The organism is Pseudomonas sp. KCJK9111 (assembly GCF_046231935.1).
Taxonomy (GTDB): domain Bacteria; phylum Pseudomonadota; class Gammaproteobacteria; order Pseudomonadales; family Pseudomonadaceae; genus Aquipseudomonas; species Aquipseudomonas parafulva_B.
Genome location: NZ_JBJJMO010000006.1, coordinates 103036 through 122455, shown reverse-complemented (window position 1 = coordinate 122455; position 19420 = coordinate 103036). Strand labels below are relative to the sequence as shown.

Genomic DNA, 19420 nt, shown 5'->3' with positions numbered 1-19420 from the left:
CCCTGTCTACTCACCCAGGAGCACCCATGCGAGTCACCCCGGCCTCCCTTGCCATGTTCACGGTAATGGTTACCCCTGAACTGTTCGCCGACCAACCCGGCAGTTCCACAATCACCCTTGGCGCCGTGAACATCACGCAAGACGCCAAGGTGGCGCTGAGCACCGAGAACGTGCTCACTTCGGTCGATGTGCTGGGCGGTGATCAGGTCGAGGACAAGAACGTCATGAACAGCTGGCAGCTGCTGGGCCAAATGCCGGGCATTCAGCTCACCGAAACAGGGCAGGGGGCCGAATCGGGCAAGGTAACGTTCCGCGCTTTCAACGGCGAAGGGTACATCAACGGTATCAAGACGCTGATCGATGGGATCCCGAGCAACGTCAACAGCGGCAACCAGCGCTTCATCGACATGATCTTTCCCCTGGATATCGACTACATCGAAGTGGTCCGGGGCACGAACGACCCGCGTTACGGGTTGCACAACATCGCGGGCAACATCAACTTTGCCACGCGCCAAGGCGGCAACTATATAGATAGCCGGCTGACCTATGGCAGCTTCGACACCCGTGAGGTGCAGTTGGCGGTCGGGCACGAGGAGGGGAATTTTGCCCAGAACTACATCCTTGCCAAGCAGGACAGCAATGGCTACCGCGATCACAGCAACTCGAACAAATACGCGCTGGGAGGTAAGTGGTTCGTTAGCAACGACGAGCAGAATTTCCGCATTGGGTTGATCGCGCGCCTGTACCATCACCAGGCTCAGGAGTCCGGGTTTCTAACCCGTGAACAGATGCACGCCAGCCGCACGCAATCACCGGCGAAGAACGCCAATGACGGTGATGACCGCGACATGAAGCATCTCAGCCTGCACGCGGATTGGCAGCTCAATGATGACCTGAGCCTTAGCAGCAAGCTGTATTACAACGGCTACAACGATGACCGCACCATCACCTTCACGGACTACCGCCCCGGTAACGCGCCCCGTCAGCGTCGGCAATGGGACGAACAGCAGACGGGGATGCTCAATAACCTGACATGGCGCGTGAACGAGCACCTCACCCTCGACGGCGGTGTCAACTACGAGGAGCAGGACAACCGCTACGGTCGCGAGCGCTACAGCTTCAGCCTTCCGACCAACTTCGATACCGTACCGGCGCGCGTGCAGAATGACGATCGCTACACCCTGCGCAACACCGGTGCCTATGTTCAGGCCGTTATCCAGCCCATCGAGTCACTGAAGATCATACCGGCCATGCGGGTGGATAAGTTCACCGGCAATACGCAGCTCTTGGGTGGCGTCAAAGGCTCGCTGCAAGATTACGGCTGGATCCGCCAGCCCAAGCTGAGCGTCATTTACAGCGTTACTCCCGATATCGACGTTTACGCCAATTGGGGGCGTACCTTCCAGATACTCACCGGCTCTACCGAGCCCGCCTACCTGACCCCGGGGCAGCCTTCATACGATCCGTCGATCAACACAGGCAAAGAAGTCGGTATCAAGTTCAGACCGTTCGAGGGCGCCCAAGCGCGGGTCGCGATCTGGCAGCAGGATGCGACCGATGAAGTGGCAAACATGCCCAGTACCGGGACTACGGTCGGGCTGGGTGAAACGCGCCGCCGCGGTGTGGATTTGCAGATCAATGCCCAGCTGGATGATCAGTGGACTGTCTATGCCTCCCACGCCCTCCAGGAAGCCAAGGTGATCAAGGCGTTTTCTGCTGCCGGGCAATCGCTCTCGGGTAAGGAGGTGTTCTCCACGCCTCGGTACGTGAGCACCGTGGGTGTCGATTATCGTTATAACGATGACTGGAAGTTCGGTCTGCAGGGCAGGGCACAGGGGAGCTACTACATCGACGAGCTCAACGAGCAAGGCAAATACGGTGGGTTTGTCGTCGCGGACGCCAGCGTCAGCTACCGCATCACGCCCGCTGCCAGCGTCGATGTGCAGGTCAAGAACCTGCTGGATCGCAAATACGAATACGTCTGGTACGACAACTTCTTCTGGGGCGGTGACGACCAGGCGATGTTCTCGCCGGCACCTGGCCGGTCAGCATTCGTTTCCCTGAATCTGAAACTGTAGCCCCCGCCTGCAACGTTCGTTTTACAGACAGTTCCTACAGATGGTCTACGCTGAACCGGTGGCTTTCGAAATGTCTTGGGTCTTGCCCCGTACATGGGAAGGAAGGGTTACATGCTTGCTCAGCTTCCGCCGGCTTTGCAGAGTCTACACCTGCCGTTGCGTTTGAAATTGTGGGACGGCAACCATTTCGACTTGGGCCCCAGCCCGCAAGTGACCATTCTGGTCAAGGAGCCTCAGCTCATTTCCCAGCTCACCCATCCAAGCATGGATGAGCTGGGTACCGCTTTCGTGGAAGGCAAGCTTGAGCTCGAAGGCGACATCGGCGAGGCTATCCGTGTTTGTGACGAGCTCAGCGAAGCACTGCTGCCCGACGATCGCGATCACGCTCCCCAGCGCCTGGCCCATGACAAGCGAACCGACGCTGAAGCTATTTCCTACCACTACGATGTGTCCAACGACTTTTACCGGTTATGGCTGGACCAGGACATGGTTTATTCCTGCGCCTATTTCCGTGAGCCGGACAACACACTGCAACAGGCCCAGCAAGACAAATTCGATCACCTGTGCCGCAAGCTGCGCCTGGCGACCGGTGACTATTTGCTGGATGTGGGATGTGGATGGGGAGGTCTGGCGCGCTTCGCTGCACGTGAATATGGGGCGAAAGTCTTTGGCATCACGTTGAGCAAAGAGCAGCTCAAGCTCGGTCGGGAACGTGTGGAGGCCGAAGGCCTGGGCGACAGTGTAGACCTGCAGATTCTTGATTACCGCGACCTGCCACAAGACGGGCGCTTCGATAAGGTCGTCAGCGTGGGCATGTTCGAGCATGTTGGTCATGCCAATCTACCGCTGTATTGCAAGACGCTATTCGGCGCAGTGCGCGAAGGCGGCCTCGTCATGAACCATGGCATCACGGCCAAGCATGTGGATGGCCGCCCGGTGGGTCGAGGGGCTGGAGAGTTCATCGACCGCTATGTATTCCCGCACGGTGAGTTGCCCCACTTGTCGATGATCAGCGCCGCTGTCTGTGAGGCTGGGTTGGAAGTGGTCGACGTGGAAAGCCTGCGCATGCACTACGCCAAGACTCTGCATCACTGGAGCGAGAACCTGGAAAACCAGCTGCACAATGCTGCTGCTTTAGTGCCGGAAAAGACACTGCGTATCTGGCGTCTTTATTTGGCAGGGTGCGCCTATGCGTTCGAGAAAGGCTGGATCAACCTTCATCAGATCTTGGCCGTCAAGCCTTACGCGGATGGCCACCATGACCTACCTTGGACGCGTGAGCACCTTTACCGCTAGCGCTCACCTTACATGTGCGATGCCTCACCGACCTTGCTCCAGGACCGAGGTCGGTGAAGCATGGTGCGTTCTATAACACTGGGGAAATCAATCTTGCGATGCGCATGCCCACCTGCTGTAACCGATGGGTTGCCTCGGTTTCCTCAACCGTTATCTCGCGCGCATGGGCGAAGTCTTCGTGGAGCATGCGTTCGACCGTATCGGCAAATGCCTTGTCGATGGTCAGCAAGGTGATCTCGAAATTCAGACGGAACGATCGATTATCCAGATTGGCGCTGCCGACAGCGCTGATGTCGTCATCCACCAACACGACCTTCTGGTGCAGGAACCCAGGTTGATAGCGGAACATGCGAACACCGGCCCGTACCGCTTCAAACGCGAACAGGCTGGAGGCGGCATATACGATCTTGTGGTCTGGACGAGACGGAATCAGGACACGCACATCAACACCGCGTAGGGCCGCCAAACGCAGGGCGGCAAACACCGCTTCATCTGGGACGAAATACGGGCTCGTTATCCAGACCCGATGCTTAGCCGAGTGGATGGCTTCCAGAAAGAACAGCGAGCAGGTTTCCTTGGAGTCTGCAGGGCCACTGGCCAATGCCTGGCACAGCACGCCGTCATCTGGATAGTTGTCCTGGAGGATCAGGGGAGGCAACTGCCGGGTTACCCAGTACCAATCTTCAGCGAACGATTCCTGCAGGCACGCTAGCACTGGCCCACTGATTTGCACATGGGTATCCCGCCAGGGTGAAAGCTTGGGGTTAGCGCCCAGGTATTCGTCGCCGACATTGTGACCACCCACAAAGCCGACCAAGCCATCAACCACGACGATCTTGCGATGATTGCGAAAGTTGACTTGGAGGCGATTGAACAAGCCTCGACGGGTAGCGAATGCATGTATCTGCACACCTCCTGCACGAAGCCGCTGACTGTAGTAGCGGGGCAGGGAATGGCTGCCGACACCGTCATAGAGCACAAACACCTGAACGCCTTCGGCCGCCTTGCGCAGCAGTATCTGTTGCAAGGCCCGCCCAAGTTCATCGTCATGGATGATGAAAAACTGCACTAGTACAACGCGCGTCGCTTTCTCGATGGCTTCGAACACCGCCTCGAAGGTGCGCTTGCCATCAATCAACAGCTCGACCTGATTATTGGCCAGGCACGGCATTCGGCTGAGTTTGGGCATGGCGCGCAAGGCTGCGTAGCTGTCCGATGCGCGAGCGGCGAGAGCTTCTTCGACCCAAGGGCGCCAATTCAGGCTGGCCATGGCGACATGCATTTCCTGATTGGCTTGGCGCCTGGCCTTTATGTAGGCATTGAAGGAGCGCGCACCGAACATCAGGTAGGGAATAAGCGTCAGGTAAGGAATGAAGAAAAGCGGCATGGCCCAAGCGATGGCGCCTTGAGCAGTACGGACTGTGAACAACGCATGGAGCGCGGCGATAATACCTAGCAGATGAATCACGCCAAGTAGATAGCCAAAAAAAAGAGGGCTGTGGTAATCCATATGCATCCTGCTCGTCGAATACACCTTAGGTAACAGAACACGAACGTGGTTCGCCTGCAACAAGCGGTTCGTTTCAACGTCTAACTCAAACATCGTCGGGGTGACCGGCATTTCCAGGAGTGTGTTTTCCATGAAAATTCGTATGCCGTTGCTGGCGCTGGCCTTGTGCGCAAGTAGCGTCACGGCCCAGGCCCAAATGCTTCAACCCGGCTTGTGGGAGCTGACTACCAGCAATATGCAGGTCGATGGCAAGCCGCTACCTGATATGGATTTCATGCTCAGTCAGTTGAAGAACCTACCGCCCGATCAACGGGCGATGATGGAAGGCATGCTTGCCAAGCAAGGTGTCACCGTGGGTGGTAAAGGGGTGCGTTCCTGTCTTACCCCTCAGCAGGTGGCAACCAACGACATTCCCCTGCAGGATCCAAAGTCCGGCTGTACTCAAAAGATTACCGATCGCACCGGCAACGTTTGGAAGTTTCAGTTCAGCTGCCCCAAGGCCCAGGGCAATGGCCAGGCTACCTTCCTGAGTGACAAGGAATTCACTACTCAAGTAAGTGGCACTTTCAATGCGTCGGGTGTTCAGCAGCAGGGCAGCATGAATACACGTGCGGTATGGCTGGGCAATGACTGCGGTACGGTCAAGCCCCGGACGTGATGTTCCACTGCCACTGGGCAGTTGCTACGGCGTCGTGGGCATGCAGACTTTCAGCATGTTCCACGCGCACTTTGAACGCTTTACTCCATTCCATAGCCCTTAGCGCCGCATAAACTCGCCTGGCTGCGTCCTCGCAAAACATCAAATTTTGTCCATTTGCCAGGGCGAATGCTTGCTCATCGGCGCGCTTCACGGCGGTTTGTACCGCAGTGCCCAAGGCTTCTTCGGCCTTGTCTACTACCTCGGTTATGGGGAGATCAGGATGATCATCCTCGAGCCTGACACTTATCTTCGCCATGCTCCTCTGGCTGTGAGGCGTTGCTACGATGCCTTCCGAAGTGCCCAGCCACGCAACGGCCTCATCACTATCCACGTTTCCTGTGCCAAATCGCGCTTGAAACTGTCGCTGAATAAGCTGTCGAGCCAGCGCCGCTGAACAAGGGCATGTAGACGAGTAGGGTATCGAAACGGATAGTTCCACGTGGAACATTTCATGCTCGGTCCGTGCATCGATCTCGACGTCATAGCTTTTCCACCCGGCAAGAGGACTAACCAAGGCAGGCCGTTTAAGCAAATGCTGATAGCTCAATCGCACGTATGCCGCAGACGATTGCCCATCATGACTGTTGAGAAAACTCGCTAAAAGGCGACGCAGCAGCAGCGGACGCAGCGGCTCCTGTTCAAGATCTTCAAGCGCCAGGTACAGACGCGACATGTGTATGCCGCGTGAGCTGCCATCCACAAGGTTCACACCCGCATCTGCCGTAGCTGCTACCAGACGACCCCCGATCTGCATCGGCATGGCTATACCGCACATCCCTACCCAGTCCAATGGTGTGGTGGAATTCAGATGCTGTGCAGCGACGTCGGGAAGCGGGGGATGGGACATGGGATTTCCAAGGCTATGCGTGTATGTGGAACATTGGGTTCACTGCTGATGGGCGCAATGAGGTAGTGGCCGTGCCGTCAGCACTGCGCCGTGAAATGAGCTGGTCGTTTCTATTCATTGCACAGAGCTCTCGTCAGGAACCGCTTGGCTAAATTGTATTGTTACTTTATAACATTATGCAATGCATCGTTTCGAATGCGCCTGTGTGATGAGGTTTTGCCATGTCCAATCGTCTTCCTGTCACTGTGCTCTCCGGGTTTTTGGGCGCAGGGAAAAGCACGCTTCTCAACCATGTTCTGCGCAATCGCGAAGATCTTCGTGTCGCGGTCATCGTCAATGACATGAGTGAGATCAACATTGACGCCAGCGAAGTCCAGCGCAATGTCACCCTTAACCGGGCCGAAGAAAAGCTGGTGGAGATGAGCAATGGCTGCATCTGCTGCACGCTGCGTGAAGATCTGCTTGAAGAGGTTGCACGCCTGGCCGAGGCGGGGCGCTTCGATTACCTGCTGATTGAATCGACTGGTATCTCAGAACCTCTGCCTGTGGCTGAAACCTTTACCTTCCGTGATGAGCAAGGCCGCAGCCTGTCGGATCTGGCGCGTCTCGACACCATGGTCACCGTAGTGGATGCCTTGAATTTCATGCGTGATTATCAAGCCGCGCAGAGCCTGGAAAGCAGTGGCCAGACATTGGGAGAAGACGATGAACGCTCGATCAGCGACTTGCTGATTGAGCAGGTAGAGTTTGCTGACGTATTGCTGTTGAGCAAAATCGATCTGGTCAGTCAGGCCGAACGGGAAGAGCTTTCAGCCATCCTCCGTAGCCTGAACCGCCGAGCCCAGATCATTCCAATGGTCATGGGTCAGGTTCCCCTTGCCAGGATTCTGAACACCCGCTTGTTCGACTTCGACCAGGCAGCGCAAGCGCCCGGCTGGTTGAAGGAGCTTCGCGGTGAACACACACCGGAAACAGAAGAATATGGCATCCAAGCGACCACCTGGACCGCACGGCGGCCTTTTCATCCGCAGCGGTTTCATGACTTTGTCCACACGCCCTGGAGTAATGGCCGGTTACTACGTTCTAAAGGGTTCTTTTGGTTGGCGAGCAAGTACAAAGAAGCGGGCAGTTGGTCTCAGGCAGGCGGCATGATGCGCCATGGTCTGGCTGGTCGCTGGTGGTGTTTCGTACCCCGCGAACAGTGGCCGGAGGATGTGGATAACGTTGCAGCCATTCTTGAACATTGGTTGCCAGATACTGGCGACTGCCGGCAGGAGTTGGTGTTCATAGGTCAAAATCTGGATGTGGCTCAATTATCCACAGCTCTTGATCAGTGCCTGTTGACGGATGAAGAAATGGCACTCGAGCCCATGGGCTGGCTGCGTTTTCCCGATCCATTCGGCCCCTGGGACGAGCAGGTGGCAGCGTGAATAAGCCAGAGGCTGTGGATATCCGTCAGGTGTATGGCCAGACGCCCCAGGCAATGGCGCAGGCCCTGCAGGACGGTGTCAATCTCGCTGTCTGGCAGCGACAACTTCCGCCTCAGCTTCACGACTTTGCAGAAGTTGTGGCGGGGCTTGGTGGATCGTTAGCGGATCAGCGGGTGCTCGAGGTCGATGAGCATCAGGTCCCAGTGATCGACGCGCTGCTGCAGGAGGCTGTGGATATCTACGGCTATGACGCTTTCGTCGCGGATGTCACATGGCTCGTGTCGGCTTATAGCTGCTTGCTTGGCGCGCGTCGCGTGGGTTTGCGCGTACGTGCACTAACCAGTCCGATGTGCCCACGCTTTCATGTGGATAACGTTCCGCTGAGACTGATTACGACGTATGCGGGACCGGGTAGTGAGTATGTGCCAGAGCAGGAAGTGGCGCGAACTGCGTCGTCCACAGGCTATGCCGCTGTGGATAAAGTGATGCGCCTGAATGCTGGTGACGTGGCGTTATTCAAGGGCGAGCGCTGGGAGGGCAATGAAGGCGCGGGCGTCGTACATCGTTCCCCTTCAGGACCACCCCGGCTGTTGCTCACGCTTGACTGGTTAGCCTGACAGCGCATAGTTGAGCAAACCGCTCGCTTGAAGAACCCTCATGCTCCGCAATATTCCCACCCATGTCATTGCTGGCCCGCTGGGGGCCGGCAAGACCACACTGATTCATCACCTGCTTCAGCAGAAGCCTGATCACGAACGCTGGGCCGTATTGGTCAACGAATTCGGGGCAGTAGGGCTGGATGCGGCACTTTTGTCCACAAGCCAGAACGGCATCGCGATAGCCGAAGTGGCAGGGGGCTGTTTGTGCTGTGTCAATGGGGTGCCGTTCCAGGTAGGCCTGGGCAGGCTTCTGCGCCAGTGCAAGCCGCACAGGCTGTTCATAGAGCCATCCGGTCTGGGCCATCCCCTCCAATTGCTTGATCAATTGGCCCAGGCGCCTTGGCACGATGTGCTGACAGTTCAGCCGTTGGTAGTCGTTGCTACACCCGCGTCTCTGCGTATCGGCAAGCAACTGCCAACTGCCCAATCAGCGGCATTGGAAGCCTGTGAAACGCTAATTATCAATAAATCCGAGGCTGTGGATAAAGATTTCAAGCTGTTGATAAATAAAGAATTCTTAGGAAAAAGGTTGATATGGACGACGCAGGGTCGGCTTCCTTTCAAATGCCTGCCTGTTCATCACAACCAGATTGTTGACAGCCCTAACACCGATATCGGGATTGTCGACAATCTGCCAAAGGCACCGCTGGCTCTTTGGACGAACCGGCGTGAGCCGATACGCCAGGTATTTCAAGGAGAGGATGGGTGGAGCATAGGCTGGCGCTGGCACCCCGCGCAGCGCTTTTATCCACAGGCAGTAGATGAGCTGTTGAAGACGTTGACGTGGCGACGTGCCAAGGGTGTTATCCACACTGCACAAGGAAGGCGCTCCTTCAATGCACTGGAAGGTGAGTTGGCACCCTGGCAGCCCAGTGAATGGGCAGCCGACAGTCGCCTGGAGTTGATTTTCGAAAGGCCTCAGCCTGTAGACGAGCTGCAAGCCCGCGTGCAGGAGTGCCTTATGCCTTGATCAGTTGTGCCAACGGTCATGTTGTTGGCGCCACTGCTGCATTTCGATCACATTGTCTGCGCGAGGGGGCGTCTTGATTTCGAAGGGGTAGGGTGCAAGCTCTATCTGCACGCTGTGCGCGCCGAACTGAGTCACGGTACCAGGGTGACGTTGCTCTCCCGTCACGGTAAATTCGAAGCCGTAAATGCGTGCCAGACGCTTGCGACCGTTGGCATCACGCACGAAGGCAATACGTTTGAGCGCGACGGCGTCATCCAGCAACTGAAGGTCAAGCTTGGCGCAATGTTGTTTGACCCGTTCCAAGGCCTTCTCGCGCAGACCGTGGTTGTGCCACAGCCAAGCGCCTGCCGTGGCCATCACCATCAGGACAAACAGATTCTCCAGGGTCAACATGTGCGTAGGCTCCAAACAGATCGATCCAGCTTAACTGCGTCCCTGGCCTGTCGTACAGGTGGCAATCACGTTCATACTGCGCGTTGCATGATTCTTGAACAGCTTTGGAAATGACTCGCATGAAACGCACCCCGCACCTGCTCGCCATCCAGTCCCATGTGGTGTTCGGCCATGCCGGCAACAGCGCTGCGGTATTTCCCATGCAGCGTGTCGGCATCAATGTGTGGCCGCTCAACACGGTGCAATTCTCCAATCACACCCAGTATGGCCAGTGGAGCGGAGACGTGCTTGCTCCAACGCAAATTCCTGCGTTGGTGGAAGGCATTTCCAACATCGGTGAGCTGGGGGAGTGTGATGCCGTGCTCTCGGGCTACCTCGGCAGTGCCGAACAGGGGCGCGCGATTTTGGAAGGCGTGGCGCGAATCAAGGCCGTCAACCCGCGGGCCTTGTACCTGTGCGATCCGGTCATGGGCCACCCTGAGAAAGGGTGCATCGTATCGCCTCAGGTCAGCCAGTTTCTGCTGGAGCAGGCGATCACCAAGGCTGACATTCTGTGCCCCAACCAGCTGGAGCTAGACAGCTTCTGTGGCCGGCGCGCCGCATCACTGGAGGATTGCGTAGGCATGGCGCGCAGTCTTTTGCTCAAAGGGCCCAAGGTTGTGCTGGTCAAGCATCTGGCTTACCCAGGACGCGCAGAGGACCAGTTCGAGATGCTGTTGGTGACTGCCGAACACAGCTGGCACCTGCGCCGCCCACTGCTGGCCTTCCCGAAGCAACCGGTGGGCGTGGGTGACCTGACTTCCGGTCTGTTCATGGCGCGGGTACTGCTTGGCGACAGCTGGGAGCAGGCATTCGAGTTTGCAGCCTCCGCCGTACACGAAGTACTGCTGGAAACTCAGGCCTGCGCCAGTTACGAGCTGCAGCTGATACGTGCCCAGGACCGCATCGCCCACCCGCGCGTGCGTTTTGAAGCGAGGCTGTTGAGCGCTTAGACGCCGTCGGTTTTCAGGTTCTGGTAGCGTTTTTCCAGTTCCTGGCGAATCTGCCGTCGCTGTTGGCCTTGCAGGAATCGGCGTTTCTCTTCGCTACTCTGCGGTTGGCGCGGCGGGACCGAGACTGGCCGTCGATTATCGTCCACGGCCACCATGGTGAAAAAGCAGCTGTTGGAATGGCGCACCGAGCGTTCACGAATGTTCTCGGTAACGACCTTGATACCGACCTCCATGGAGGTATTGCCGGTGTAGTTCACCGACGCCAGGAAAGTTACCAACTCGCCCACATGCACCGGCTCGCGAAAGATGACCTGGTCGACTGACAGCGTGACTACATAGGAGCCTGCATAGCGGCTGGCACACGCATATGCCACTTCGTCGAGGTACTTGAGCAGCGTGCCGCCATGTACGTTGCCAGAGAAATTCGCCATGTCGGGTGTCATCAAGACGGTCATGCTCAGTTGGGCGTTTCCAGGTTCCATAAAATGCTCACGGTAAGATTGCGCGCAATCGCGCCAAAGGCTAGCAGGGGCTCTGTTCTGATGAGGCGGCAGCCTGCGTTTAACGGGACGCTCCCATGCTTTGAGGCGTCACGCTGTTTACGCCAGTGACGGCCTTATAGCAGCCGATCTGTTTCATCATATTGCATCGACGGTTCATTGGAAGACGCGATGTTAATCTGAGTACGCCCATGCAACATGGGCAGTCTTTCAATGAATACAGTGTGTACTCGCTGCTTGCTTGGGCCCGCCTCGGCGCAGGCGCGGTCTGCCTGGTAGAACAGCCCAAGACGAGAGAAGGAGAATCACGTCATGCATGCCATCAGCTTCATTCAGGACCTGGCGGTCATCATGCTGGTTGCAGGCGTGGTCACCATTGTTTTTCATCGTCTCAAGCAGCCAGTGGTCCTCGGTTATATCGTCGCCGGTTTCATCATAGGCCCTCACACGCCCCCCTTCGGTCTCATTCACGACGAAGACACCATCAAAACCCTCGCCGAGCTCGGCGTGATCTTCCTGATGTTTTGCCTAGGCCTTGAGTTCAGCCTGCGCAAGCTGTTCAAAGTGGGAGCCACAGCCTTCATAGCCGCCTTTCTGGAAATTGTGCTGATGATCTGGATCGGCTTCGAGATTGGGCGTTGGTTCGGCTGGAATACCATGGATTCCTTGTTCCTGGGCGCAATTCTCGCCATCTCCTCGACCACGATCATCGTCAAGGCTCTCAATGATCTGAAGATGAAGAACGAACGGTTTGCACAGCTGATATTCGGCGTGTTGATTGTCGAAGACATACTGGGCATTGGCATCATCGCATTGCTTTCGGGTATCGCCGTCAGCGGCACCGTCAGTTCGGGGGAGGTATTCTCAACCGTCGGCAAGCTGTCGCTGTTCATGATTGTTGCGTTGGTGATCGGCATTCTGTTGGTACCGCGCGTACTGGCTTATGTGGCCAAGTTCGAAAGCAACGAGATGCTGCTGATCACAGTGCTGGGTCTGTGCTTCGGTTTTTGCCTGCTGGTCGTGAAACTCGAATACAGCATGGTTCTGGGGGCCTTCCTGATTGGTGCCATCATGGCCGAGTCGCGACAGTTGCTGAAGATCGAGCGTTTGATCGAACCCGTCAGGGACCTGTTCAGCGCTATATTCTTCGTCGCGATCGGTTTGATGATCGACCCGCAGGTATTGGTCGACTACGCCTGGCCGATCGTGGTCATCACCTTGGCCGTTGTATTGGGCAAGATGCTGTCCTGTGGAATGGGCGCTTTCATCGCGGGCAACGACGGGCGCACGTCGTTGCGGGTGGGTATGGGCCTGTCTCAGATTGGCGAGTTTTCCTTCATTATTGCGGCCCTGGGGATGACCCTGCAGGTGACCAGCGACTTTCTCTACCCGGTGGCAGTCGCCGTCTCGGCCATCACCACGCTACTGACGCCCTATCTGATTCGCGCCGCTGATCCGCTGTCGATAAAACTGGGCAACGTAGTGCCTGGGCGGCTGGCTCGTGTGCTGTCCTTGTACGGGGAATGGCTGCGCAATATCCAACCCCAGGGCCAGAGTGCCATGGTAGCGGCGATGATACGGCGCATACTGTTGCAGGTAGGTGTGAACCTGGCATTGGTCATCGCCATATTCTTCAGCGGCGGTTACTTCGCAGGGCGGCTTGGCACTTGGCTCAGCCAGTGGGTAAGCGATGTGAGCCAGCAGAAGGCGGTGATCTGGGGGGCTGCGCTACTGCTCTCGCTACCATTTCTGATCGCGGCTTACCGCAAACTCAAGGCCCTATCGATGCTGCTGGCTGAGATGGGCGTCAAGCCGGAAATGGCCGGGCGCCATACTCAGCGCGTACGGCGCGTGATTGCAGAAGTCATTCCGCTGATTTCGCTGCTGGTGATCTTTTTGCTGCTGTCGGCGTTGTCGGCGAGCATTCTTCCCACCAATGAACTGCTGCTGATCATTGCCATAGTGGCAGCGGTGGTGGTCGCCTTGCTGTGGCGTTGGTTCATCCGGGTGCATACACGCATGCAGATTGCGTTGCTGGAAACGCTGGAGAACAACCGGGACAATGGCCACTGACCCTGTGGCAACCGCTGCAGGCGGGCCGTGCTCACGGCCCGCAAGGTCCTTAGACCGAGGTGAGGGTGAGCCTGATCAGCTCTCTAGCCAGACGTCCCGTGCCCAATGCCAAACCGATTCCCAGCTGTCCTCACTGACGAGTTCCTCATCGGCATCCCACAGCACCACGGTGCCATCTTCCTCGACGCAATAGTAGTTGTCGCCGTCCTGGCACAGCGGAATCAGTTCCCGAGGCACCCCGGCGTCCCAGGCATTTGCTGCAACGTCCGGAAGGTAAGTGTGCGACTGCGGGTCAGTCACCGTGACAGGTTCCAGCGAGCCATAGACCACATCGCTGACGTTCAGCAGAAACTCCTTGAACACGAACGGAATGTTGATGAACAGCTGCTCTTCGATTTCAACCAACTGATCCTCGTCTGGAAGCTCAAGGGGGACCGGTACTGGCTCGTTGGCTTCACGGAGTTGTTCGATCACTTCTTCCACGATTCACTTCCTCTGACCTAGATGACAACGCTGCGGGTTATACCCTAGTAGTGCGCTATGGCAAAAGCAAAAACCCCGGGGAGGCCCGGAATACTGTTCACTTGTAATCGTCGGGCGCATGGCAGCGCCAAGTGAGCAGCATTACGGGGCAAACCCGAGGTTTTTTTTGACAGCAGGACAGGGTTAACTGTTTTGACGAATACTTGCGGCGAGCCTGAATTGTTGGGGCCGCGAAGCGGCCCCAGGTAACAGCTGCTTTGAATAGCAGGGCTGGATTACCCGTTCTGACGGATACCCGCGACCAGCCAAGGCTGGTTCTCGCCCTTGGCGCGTACCATGTGCCAGCTCTCGCTGAACTGTTCACCTTGGTCGAAGCGCGAGTTCTTCGATACGCCACGGAAGGTGAGGGTAGCGTCGGTACGGTCGTCACGCTCATCGACGCCGTCCAGCTGTACATCAAGGTTGTCGATGTAGGTGGACTGGAAGCCATCACCCAGCTCGGCACGCTCGCGCTTGAGGAACTCGAGCATCTGCGGGGTCACGAACTCGGCGATCTTGTCCATTTCATTGGCGTCCCAGTGCTGCTGCAGCGACTGGAAGTGGTTGCGGGCAGCTGCCAGGAAGCTTTGTTCGTTGAACCAGGCTGGCGCGTTGATGACAGGCGATGGCGCTGCCGCCGTTGCAGACGAACCGCCGAAGATGTTTGGCTGTGCGGCCTGACCATGCACTTCACGCTGCATGGGGGCATTGCCAGGCATGGCCATGTGCGGCTGCTGCTGACGTCGCCGTGCGGCGATGAAGCGGAACACCAGGAAGGCGATGAGCGCGATGATCAGGAAGTCCATGATCTGGAAGCCTTCGAAGCCGTCACCCATGAACATGGATGCCAGCAGACCACCGGCGGCCAAGCCCGCCAGGGGGCCCAGCCAGCGCGAAGCACCGCTGGCGGCGGCCGGTGCGCGGCCAGGAGCGGTCGGCGCGGCGGCAGGCGTGTTCGGCGTAGCTTGACGGGTCTGGTGAATGGGCGCGGAGCCAGCGCTCTTGCCGCCGCCAAATCGCTTGGCGTTGGCGTCCAGGCTCAGCGTCAGGCCGACGCAGAGCGCCAGAGCGATGCTAAGAAAACGTTGCATAAATGGGATATCCCCTGTTGTGGATTGCACGCGCGTCATGGTGCACATGTTCCAAGGCATATGACCAGCGACATAATGTTTCGAGCTTTTGCTTGATATGAATTATTTGAGCAGGCAACGACGCAGGCGTTCACACTTGAGTTCGCCCCTGGACTGACGGCCTGTCCTCAGATTGCTTCAAGCTTGGCGTAGCCCACCATCAACCATTTGCTGCCTTCGGCAAAGTTGACCTGTACACGAGCCTGGGCCCCGGACCCTTCGAAGTTCAGGATGACCCCTTCACCGAAAACGGAATGCTGCACGCGCTGGCCGAGGTTGAACGCGGTTTCGGGGATATCCGCATTGGCAAACAGGTGGCTGTTGAGGGCTGTCTTCGGAGTGCCGAACGGGCGGCTGACACTGTTCGACAAACGTACTTCCTGCACCAGACCAGCCGGAATCTCGCGTACAAAGCGAGACACCTTGTTGTAGGTCTCACTACCGTAGAGCCGTCTTGTTTCGGCATACGTCATGACCAGCTGACGCATGGCGCGGGTAATGCCCACGTAGGCAAGGCGCCGTTCTTCCTCAAGACGACCTGGCTCCTCCAGGCTCATCTTGTGCGGGAACAGTCCTTCCTCCATGCCCACCAGGAACACGTAGGGGAACTCCAGGCCTTTGGCACTGTGCAAGGTCATCAGTTGCACACTGTCCTCGTGCTCGTCAGCTTGCGTGTCGCCGGCTTCGAGCGAGGCGTGACCAAGGAAGGCGGACAGTGGGGAGAGGTCGGCGTCCTCTTCGGTCGATTCGAAGTTGCGCGCTGCGCTAACCAGTTCCTCAAGGTTTTCCACCCGTGCCTGACCCTTTTCACCTTTTTCTTCCTGGTGATAGATGATCAGCCCGGACTGTTCGATGGTGGTCTGCGTCATGGTATGCAGCGGCATGTCTTCGACCTTGGCCGCAAGCCCGTCGATCAACTCGATGAACGCACCCAGCGCGCTGGCAGCCCGGCCCTTGAGCGCTTTTGCGGCGATGAGCTGGCACATCGCCTGCCACATCGAGACCTGGCTGTGACGTGCATGCTCGCGAATGGCCTCGACGGTTTTCTCGCCAATGCCGCGCGGCGGAACGTTGATCACGCGTTCCAGCGCCGCATCGTTGCCGCGGCCTTCAATCAGTCGCAGGTAGGCCATTGCATTCTTGATCTCTGCACGCTCGAAGAAGCGTTGGCCACCATAGATACGGTAGGGGATCCGCTCGCGCAGCAAGGCTTCCTCGAGCACCCGTGACTGGGCGTTCGAGCGATACAGAATAGCGATTTCGTCACGCGCGTTGCCTTGCTTGATCAGGCTTTCAATGGTCTCGACCACATAGCGTGCTTCGTCGTGTTCGTTGTAGGCGGCGTACAGCGTAATGGGTTCACCTTCACCCATGTCGGTCCACAATTCCTTGCCCAGGCGCCCACTGTTGTTGGCAATCAAGGCGTTGGCAGCCTTGAGGATGCCCCCGGTGGAGCGGTAGTTCTGCTCCAGGCGGATCAACTCGGCATCTGGGAAGTCGGCCGTGTACTGGTGGATGTTCTCGATCTTTGCGCCGCGCCAGCCGTAAATCGACTGATCGTCGTCCCCCACCGCCATCAGGCTGTCGCCACCACGGGCCAGCAGACGCAGCCAGGCGTACTGCACGGCGTTAGTATCCTGGAACTCATCGACCAGCACGTGACGGAAGCGGCGTTGGTAGTGGGCCAATAGGCCTGGGTGATCGCGCCACAAATCCAGGGCGCGCAGCAGCAACTCGGAAAAATCGATGACACCGGCGCGCTCGCAGGCCTGCTCGTACGCGGTGTAGACATCGCGCATAGTGGTCAGGAACAGGTCGCCACCTGGCTGAATGTGCTGCGGGCGCAGGCCTTCGTCTTTCTGGCCGTTGATGAACCATTGGGCCTGGCGTGCCGGCCACTTCTGTTCGTCCAGCCCCAGCTCGCGCATCACCCGTTTTACCAGGCGCTGCTGATCGTCGCTGTCGAGAATCTGGAAGTTCTGCACCAGCCCCGCTTCCTGCCAGTGGGCACGCAACAGCCGATGCGCCAGACCGTGGAATGTCCCCACCCACATCCCTGCAGGGTTGATGCCCAACAATTGCTCGATCCGGTGGCGCATTTCAGCAGCAGCCTTGTTGGTGAAGGTCACCGACAGGATCGAGTGCGGGGATGCCTGCTCCACCTGGATCAGCCAGGCGATGCGATGCACCAGCACACGGGTTTTACCGGAACCGGCGCCGGCAAGCACCAGTTGACGCCCGACCGTAGCCGCTACAGCCTGGCGTTGGGCATCATTGAGGGAATTCAGCAGGAGGGAAAGGTCATCTGTGCTCATCTCGCCATTCTAGGGGGACGCTGAGCCAGGGGCAAACATCTACTGTATGAATATTCACCTTGGGCCCCTGCCGTTCATCGCGACAAGGGCGCCTGGGTCACACCAGGGCGCCATCTTCGGCGCACTGGCTGGCTACATCAGTCGAGCGCCTGGAGGTCTTCGATTTCGATGCGCAGACTGCCATCTGCATGGATGATCTCCAGCATCTTGAAAGCACATGGCCCTTCACGCAGGTATTCGACAGTCTTCTCGGTCAATACAGCATTGGCGATGACCCCAGTGTCCACTAGCTTGAGTTGCAGAACTTCCCAGCCGCCCCGGTGGCGAACTGCCGGCTCGATGAGTACCGGCTCGAACGCCGGACTTGGCACGGTGACGACACCGTGAACCCGTAAGGATTTCTGACCGCCTGCGGTCTGGTTGTAAGCAACGAAGTCTTTGAGTGTGCTCATGGGAGCCTCCTTGATGGTGAAAGTAGCGCGTATGCGCATCGCTACTGTCTCCGTATCAAGGCAGGGCTACGATTGGGCAACGCTTCACCCGTGCCAGTTTCTGCCATGGCGGGCGAGCAGGCTGTTGGCCTGCTCAGGACCATTGCTCCCGGCAGGGTACGAGCGCGGAGCCTGGAAATGCGCTTCCCAACCCTTGATGATGGGGTCAACCCACGCCCAGGCGGCTTCGACTTCATCGCGTCGCATGAACAGGGTCGAGTCGCCTTCGAGCACGTCCAGCAACAAACGTTCGTAGGCTTCCCAGCGACGTGTCTGGCTGAAGACCTGGGCCAGGTTCAGGTCCAGGTCGACCGGCTCCAGGCGCATACCCTTGCCGGGGACCTTGGTCATCATGCGCAGGCTGATGCGCTCGTCTGGCTGTAACTGAATCAACAGCTGGTTGACCTGGCCACCCTCGAACAGCGCATGCGGTACAGGTTTGAACTGGATGACGATCTGCGAGGAGCGCCGGGCCATGCGCTTGCCCGTGCGCAAGTAGAAGGGCACGCCAGCCCAGCGCCAGTTGTCGATGTGCACTTCGATGGCGACGAAGGTCTCGGTATCACTGTCGTTATCGACGTCCTTTTCAAAGTAATACGCGCCTACCTCCTGACCGCCGATATATCCGGCGCCGTACTGGCCACGAACAGTCTTCTCCTGGACGTCTTGTCCGGTAATCGGCTGAAGCGCTCGGAGAATTCGCACTTTCTCATCACGCACGGCCTCGGCTTCGAACTGCGCAGGCGGCTCCATGGCCACCAGGCAGAGCAGCTGGAGCAGATGGTTCTGCAGCATGTCGCGCATGGCCCCTGCTCGGTCGTAGTAGCCACCCCGGTTCTCCACGCCCAAGGTCTCACCGACACTGATCTGCACGTGATCGACCTGCCCATTGCGCCACACCGGCTCAAGGAGTGCGTTGGCAAAGCGCAAGGCCATAAGGTTCTGGACGGCTTCCTTGCCCAGGTAGTGATCGATACGGAACACCTGCCGCTCTTCGAACACCGCTCCAATCGCTTCATTGATGGCAGTGGCCGACAACAAGGAGTGCCCGATCGGTTTCTCGAGCACAATACGCGCTTCGCTGTCGGCCAGCCCTGCGGTATGCAAATGGCTGGCAATGGGCGCGAACAGCGAAGGCGCGGTGGCGAGATAGAACACGCGCATCAAGCCCCCGGGCTCGCCCAGGTAGCGTGCCAGCCGAACGAAATCAGCACTTTGGGTGGCATCCATCGCGAAGTAGTCGACCCGGGCACAAAAGCGTCGCCAGATGTCTTCGTCAAAGTCGCGAAGAGCGATCTGTGCCCGGCAATGCCGCTCTGCAAGCTTGAGGTAATCACTGCGCGGCAGAGGGCGCCGAGCCAGGGCGATTACCCGCACGGCAGGGTCGAGGCGATTGTCACGAAACAAGTGGTAGAGCGCGGGCAGCAACTTGTGCAGGGCCAGGTCGCCCGTGCCGCCAAAGACCAGAATGTCGCAAGGAATAGTCAAACCACCACGCTCCTCGTTCGTTTAAC

Annotated in this window: 17 protein-coding genes; 8 read left to right on the top strand and 9 right to left on the bottom strand. The window is 57.9% G+C overall.

Annotation, left to right across the window (positions count from 1 at the left end; genetic code table 11):
• Nucleotides 1-26: 26 nt before the first annotated feature.
• Together ACK59L_RS04760 and cfaB are read left to right on the top strand one after the other, a co-directional pair.
• Nucleotides 27-2078: a TonB-dependent receptor gene (locus tag ACK59L_RS04760; RefSeq protein ID WP_409272154.1), complete on the top strand. Its 2052-nt coding sequence runs from the start codon at nucleotides 27-29 to the stop codon at nucleotides 2076-2078.
• Nucleotides 2079-2189: 111 nt separating this feature from the next.
• On the top strand, nucleotides 2190-3374 hold the full coding sequence (cfaB, locus tag ACK59L_RS04755) for a C17 cyclopropane fatty acid synthase CfaB (protein WP_058638778.1): 1185 nt from the start codon (nucleotides 2190-2192) through the stop codon (nucleotides 3372-3374).
• A gap of 70 nt (nucleotides 3375-3444) precedes the next feature.
• Here cfaB and cls read toward each other — a convergent pair whose 3' ends face one another.
• Entirely contained in the window at nucleotides 3445-4884 is a 1440-nt protein-coding gene (gene cls / locus ACK59L_RS04750; RefSeq protein WP_409272160.1) for a cardiolipin synthase, read from the bottom strand.
• 130 nt (nucleotides 4885-5014) lie between these two features.
• Here cls and ACK59L_RS04745 point away from each other — a divergent pair, with 130 nt between their 5' ends.
• The gene (locus ACK59L_RS04745; protein WP_058602724.1) at nucleotides 5015-5542 is read left to right on the top strand and encodes a DUF3617 domain-containing protein; all 528 of its coding nucleotides are present in this window, start codon (nucleotides 5015-5017) and stop codon (nucleotides 5540-5542) included.
• On the opposite strand, the gene folE2 is transcribed toward ACK59L_RS04745, so the two are convergent.
• Nucleotides 5526-6431, bottom strand: a complete 906-nt coding sequence (folE2, locus tag ACK59L_RS04740) for a GTP cyclohydrolase FolE2 (RefSeq protein WP_409272152.1) — start codon at nucleotides 6429-6431, stop codon at nucleotides 5526-5528. The two genes, ACK59L_RS04745 and folE2, sit on opposite strands and share 17 nt — an antisense overlap.
• A gap of 221 nt (nucleotides 6432-6652) precedes the next feature.
• On the opposite strand from folE2, the gene zigA reads away from it, so the two are divergent.
• From zigA to ACK59L_RS04725, 3 genes are read left to right on the top strand one after another with little or no spacing between them, the layout of a single operon-like run.
• Complete coding sequence (zigA, locus tag ACK59L_RS04735; protein ID WP_409272150.1) at nucleotides 6653-7861, top strand: zinc metallochaperone GTPase ZigA; 1209 nt, start codon at nucleotides 6653-6655, stop codon at nucleotides 7859-7861.
• A gap of 53 nt (nucleotides 7862-7914) precedes the next feature.
• Nucleotides 7915-8478 carry a DUF1826 domain-containing protein gene (locus ACK59L_RS04730; RefSeq protein ID WP_409272159.1) on the top strand — a complete coding sequence of 188 codons (564 nt, stop codon included), beginning with the start codon at nucleotides 7915-7917 and terminating at the stop codon, nucleotides 8476-8478.
• Nucleotides 8479-8518: 40 nt separating this feature from the next.
• The gene (locus ACK59L_RS04725) at nucleotides 8519-9490 is read left to right on the top strand and encodes a CobW family GTP-binding protein (RefSeq protein WP_409272148.1); all 972 of its coding nucleotides are present in this window, start codon (nucleotides 8519-8521) and stop codon (nucleotides 9488-9490) included.
• Here ACK59L_RS04725 and ACK59L_RS04720 read toward each other — a convergent pair whose 3' ends face one another.
• Nucleotides 9491-9883, bottom strand: coding sequence for a DUF3301 domain-containing protein (locus ACK59L_RS04720; protein ID WP_058602729.1), 393 nt, complete (start codon nucleotides 9881-9883; stop codon nucleotides 9491-9493).
• A 119-nt stretch (nucleotides 9884-10002) separates the two neighbouring features.
• Between ACK59L_RS04720 and pdxY the strand changes: the two genes are divergently transcribed.
• A complete protein-coding gene (gene pdxY / locus ACK59L_RS04715; RefSeq protein ID WP_058638785.1) occupies nucleotides 10003-10875 on the top strand; it encodes a pyridoxal kinase PdxY in 873 nt (290 codons plus the stop codon).
• Here the strand turns inward: pdxY and ACK59L_RS04710 are convergent.
• Entirely contained in the window at nucleotides 10872-11357 is a 486-nt protein-coding gene (locus tag ACK59L_RS04710) for an acyl-CoA thioesterase (RefSeq protein WP_023532667.1), read from the bottom strand. The genes pdxY and ACK59L_RS04710 overlap by 4 nt on opposite strands.
• Nucleotides 11358-11687: 330 nt before the next feature.
• Between ACK59L_RS04710 and ACK59L_RS04705 the strand changes: the two genes are divergently transcribed.
• Complete coding sequence (locus tag ACK59L_RS04705) at nucleotides 11688-13448, top strand: cation:proton antiporter (protein WP_058602731.1); 1761 nt, start codon at nucleotides 11688-11690, stop codon at nucleotides 13446-13448.
• 75 nt (nucleotides 13449-13523) lie between these two features.
• Here the strand turns inward: ACK59L_RS04705 and ACK59L_RS04700 are convergent, their stop codons facing one another.
• The 5 genes from ACK59L_RS04700 to zwf form a co-directional block, all read right to left on the bottom strand.
• Nucleotides 13524-13931, bottom strand: a complete 408-nt coding sequence (locus tag ACK59L_RS04700) for an SMI1/KNR4 family protein (RefSeq protein WP_409272145.1) — start codon at nucleotides 13929-13931, stop codon at nucleotides 13524-13526.
• A 275-nt stretch (nucleotides 13932-14206) separates the two neighbouring features.
• Entirely contained in the window at nucleotides 14207-15061 is an 855-nt protein-coding gene (locus ACK59L_RS04695) for a Tim44 domain-containing protein (protein WP_409272143.1), read from the bottom strand.
• 167 nt (nucleotides 15062-15228) lie between these two features.
• A complete protein-coding gene (gene uvrD, locus ACK59L_RS04690) occupies nucleotides 15229-17415 on the bottom strand; it encodes a DNA helicase II (RefSeq protein WP_058602733.1) in 2187 nt (728 codons plus the stop codon).
• 137 nt (nucleotides 17416-17552) lie between these two features.
• A complete protein-coding gene (locus ACK59L_RS04685; protein ID WP_196134653.1) occupies nucleotides 17553-17867 on the bottom strand; it encodes a hypothetical protein in 315 nt (104 codons plus the stop codon).
• An 84-nt stretch (nucleotides 17868-17951) separates the two neighbouring features.
• Nucleotides 17952-19394, bottom strand: coding sequence for a glucose-6-phosphate dehydrogenase (gene zwf, locus ACK59L_RS04680; protein WP_409272140.1), 1443 nt, complete (start codon nucleotides 19392-19394; stop codon nucleotides 17952-17954).
• Nucleotides 19395-19420: the final 26 nt, after the last annotated feature.

Excerpts from the sequence above, each read along its gene's own strand:
- ACK59L_RS04760 (WP_409272154.1), top strand. The coding sequence starts at position 27 with ATGCGAGTCACCCCGGCCTCCCTTGCCATGTTCACGGTAATGGTTACC.
- cfaB (WP_058638778.1), top strand. The coding sequence starts at position 2,190 with ATGCTTGCTCAGCTTCCGCCGGCTTTGCAGAGTCTACACCTGCCGTTG.
- cls (WP_409272160.1), bottom strand. The coding sequence starts at position 4,884 with ATGGATTACCACAGCCCTCTTTTTTTTGGCTATCTACTTGGCGTGATT.
- ACK59L_RS04745 (WP_058602724.1), top strand. The coding sequence starts at position 5,015 with ATGAAAATTCGTATGCCGTTGCTGGCGCTGGCCTTGTGCGCAAGTAGC.
- folE2 (WP_409272152.1), bottom strand. The coding sequence starts at position 6,431 with ATGTCCCATCCCCCGCTTCCCGACGTCGCTGCACAGCATCTGAATTCC.
- zigA (WP_409272150.1), top strand. The coding sequence starts at position 6,653 with ATGTCCAATCGTCTTCCTGTCACTGTGCTCTCCGGGTTTTTGGGCGCA.
- ACK59L_RS04730 (WP_409272159.1), top strand. The coding sequence starts at position 7,915 with ATGGCGCAGGCCCTGCAGGACGGTGTCAATCTCGCTGTCTGGCAGCGA.
- ACK59L_RS04725 (WP_409272148.1), top strand. The coding sequence starts at position 8,519 with ATGCTCCGCAATATTCCCACCCATGTCATTGCTGGCCCGCTGGGGGCC.
- ACK59L_RS04720 (WP_058602729.1), bottom strand. The coding sequence starts at position 9,883 with ATGTTGACCCTGGAGAATCTGTTTGTCCTGATGGTGATGGCCACGGCA.
- pdxY (WP_058638785.1), top strand. The coding sequence starts at position 10,003 with ATGAAACGCACCCCGCACCTGCTCGCCATCCAGTCCCATGTGGTGTTC.
- ACK59L_RS04710 (WP_023532667.1), bottom strand. The coding sequence starts at position 11,357 with ATGGAACCTGGAAACGCCCAACTGAGCATGACCGTCTTGATGACACCC.
- ACK59L_RS04705 (WP_058602731.1), top strand. The coding sequence starts at position 11,688 with ATGCATGCCATCAGCTTCATTCAGGACCTGGCGGTCATCATGCTGGTT.
- ACK59L_RS04695 (WP_409272143.1), bottom strand. The coding sequence starts at position 15,061 with ATGCAACGTTTTCTTAGCATCGCTCTGGCGCTCTGCGTCGGCCTGACG.
- uvrD (WP_058602733.1), bottom strand. The coding sequence starts at position 17,415 with ATGAGCACAGATGACCTTTCCCTCCTGCTGAATTCCCTCAATGATGCC.
- ACK59L_RS04685 (WP_196134653.1), bottom strand. The coding sequence starts at position 17,867 with ATGAGCACACTCAAAGACTTCGTTGCTTACAACCAGACCGCAGGCGGT.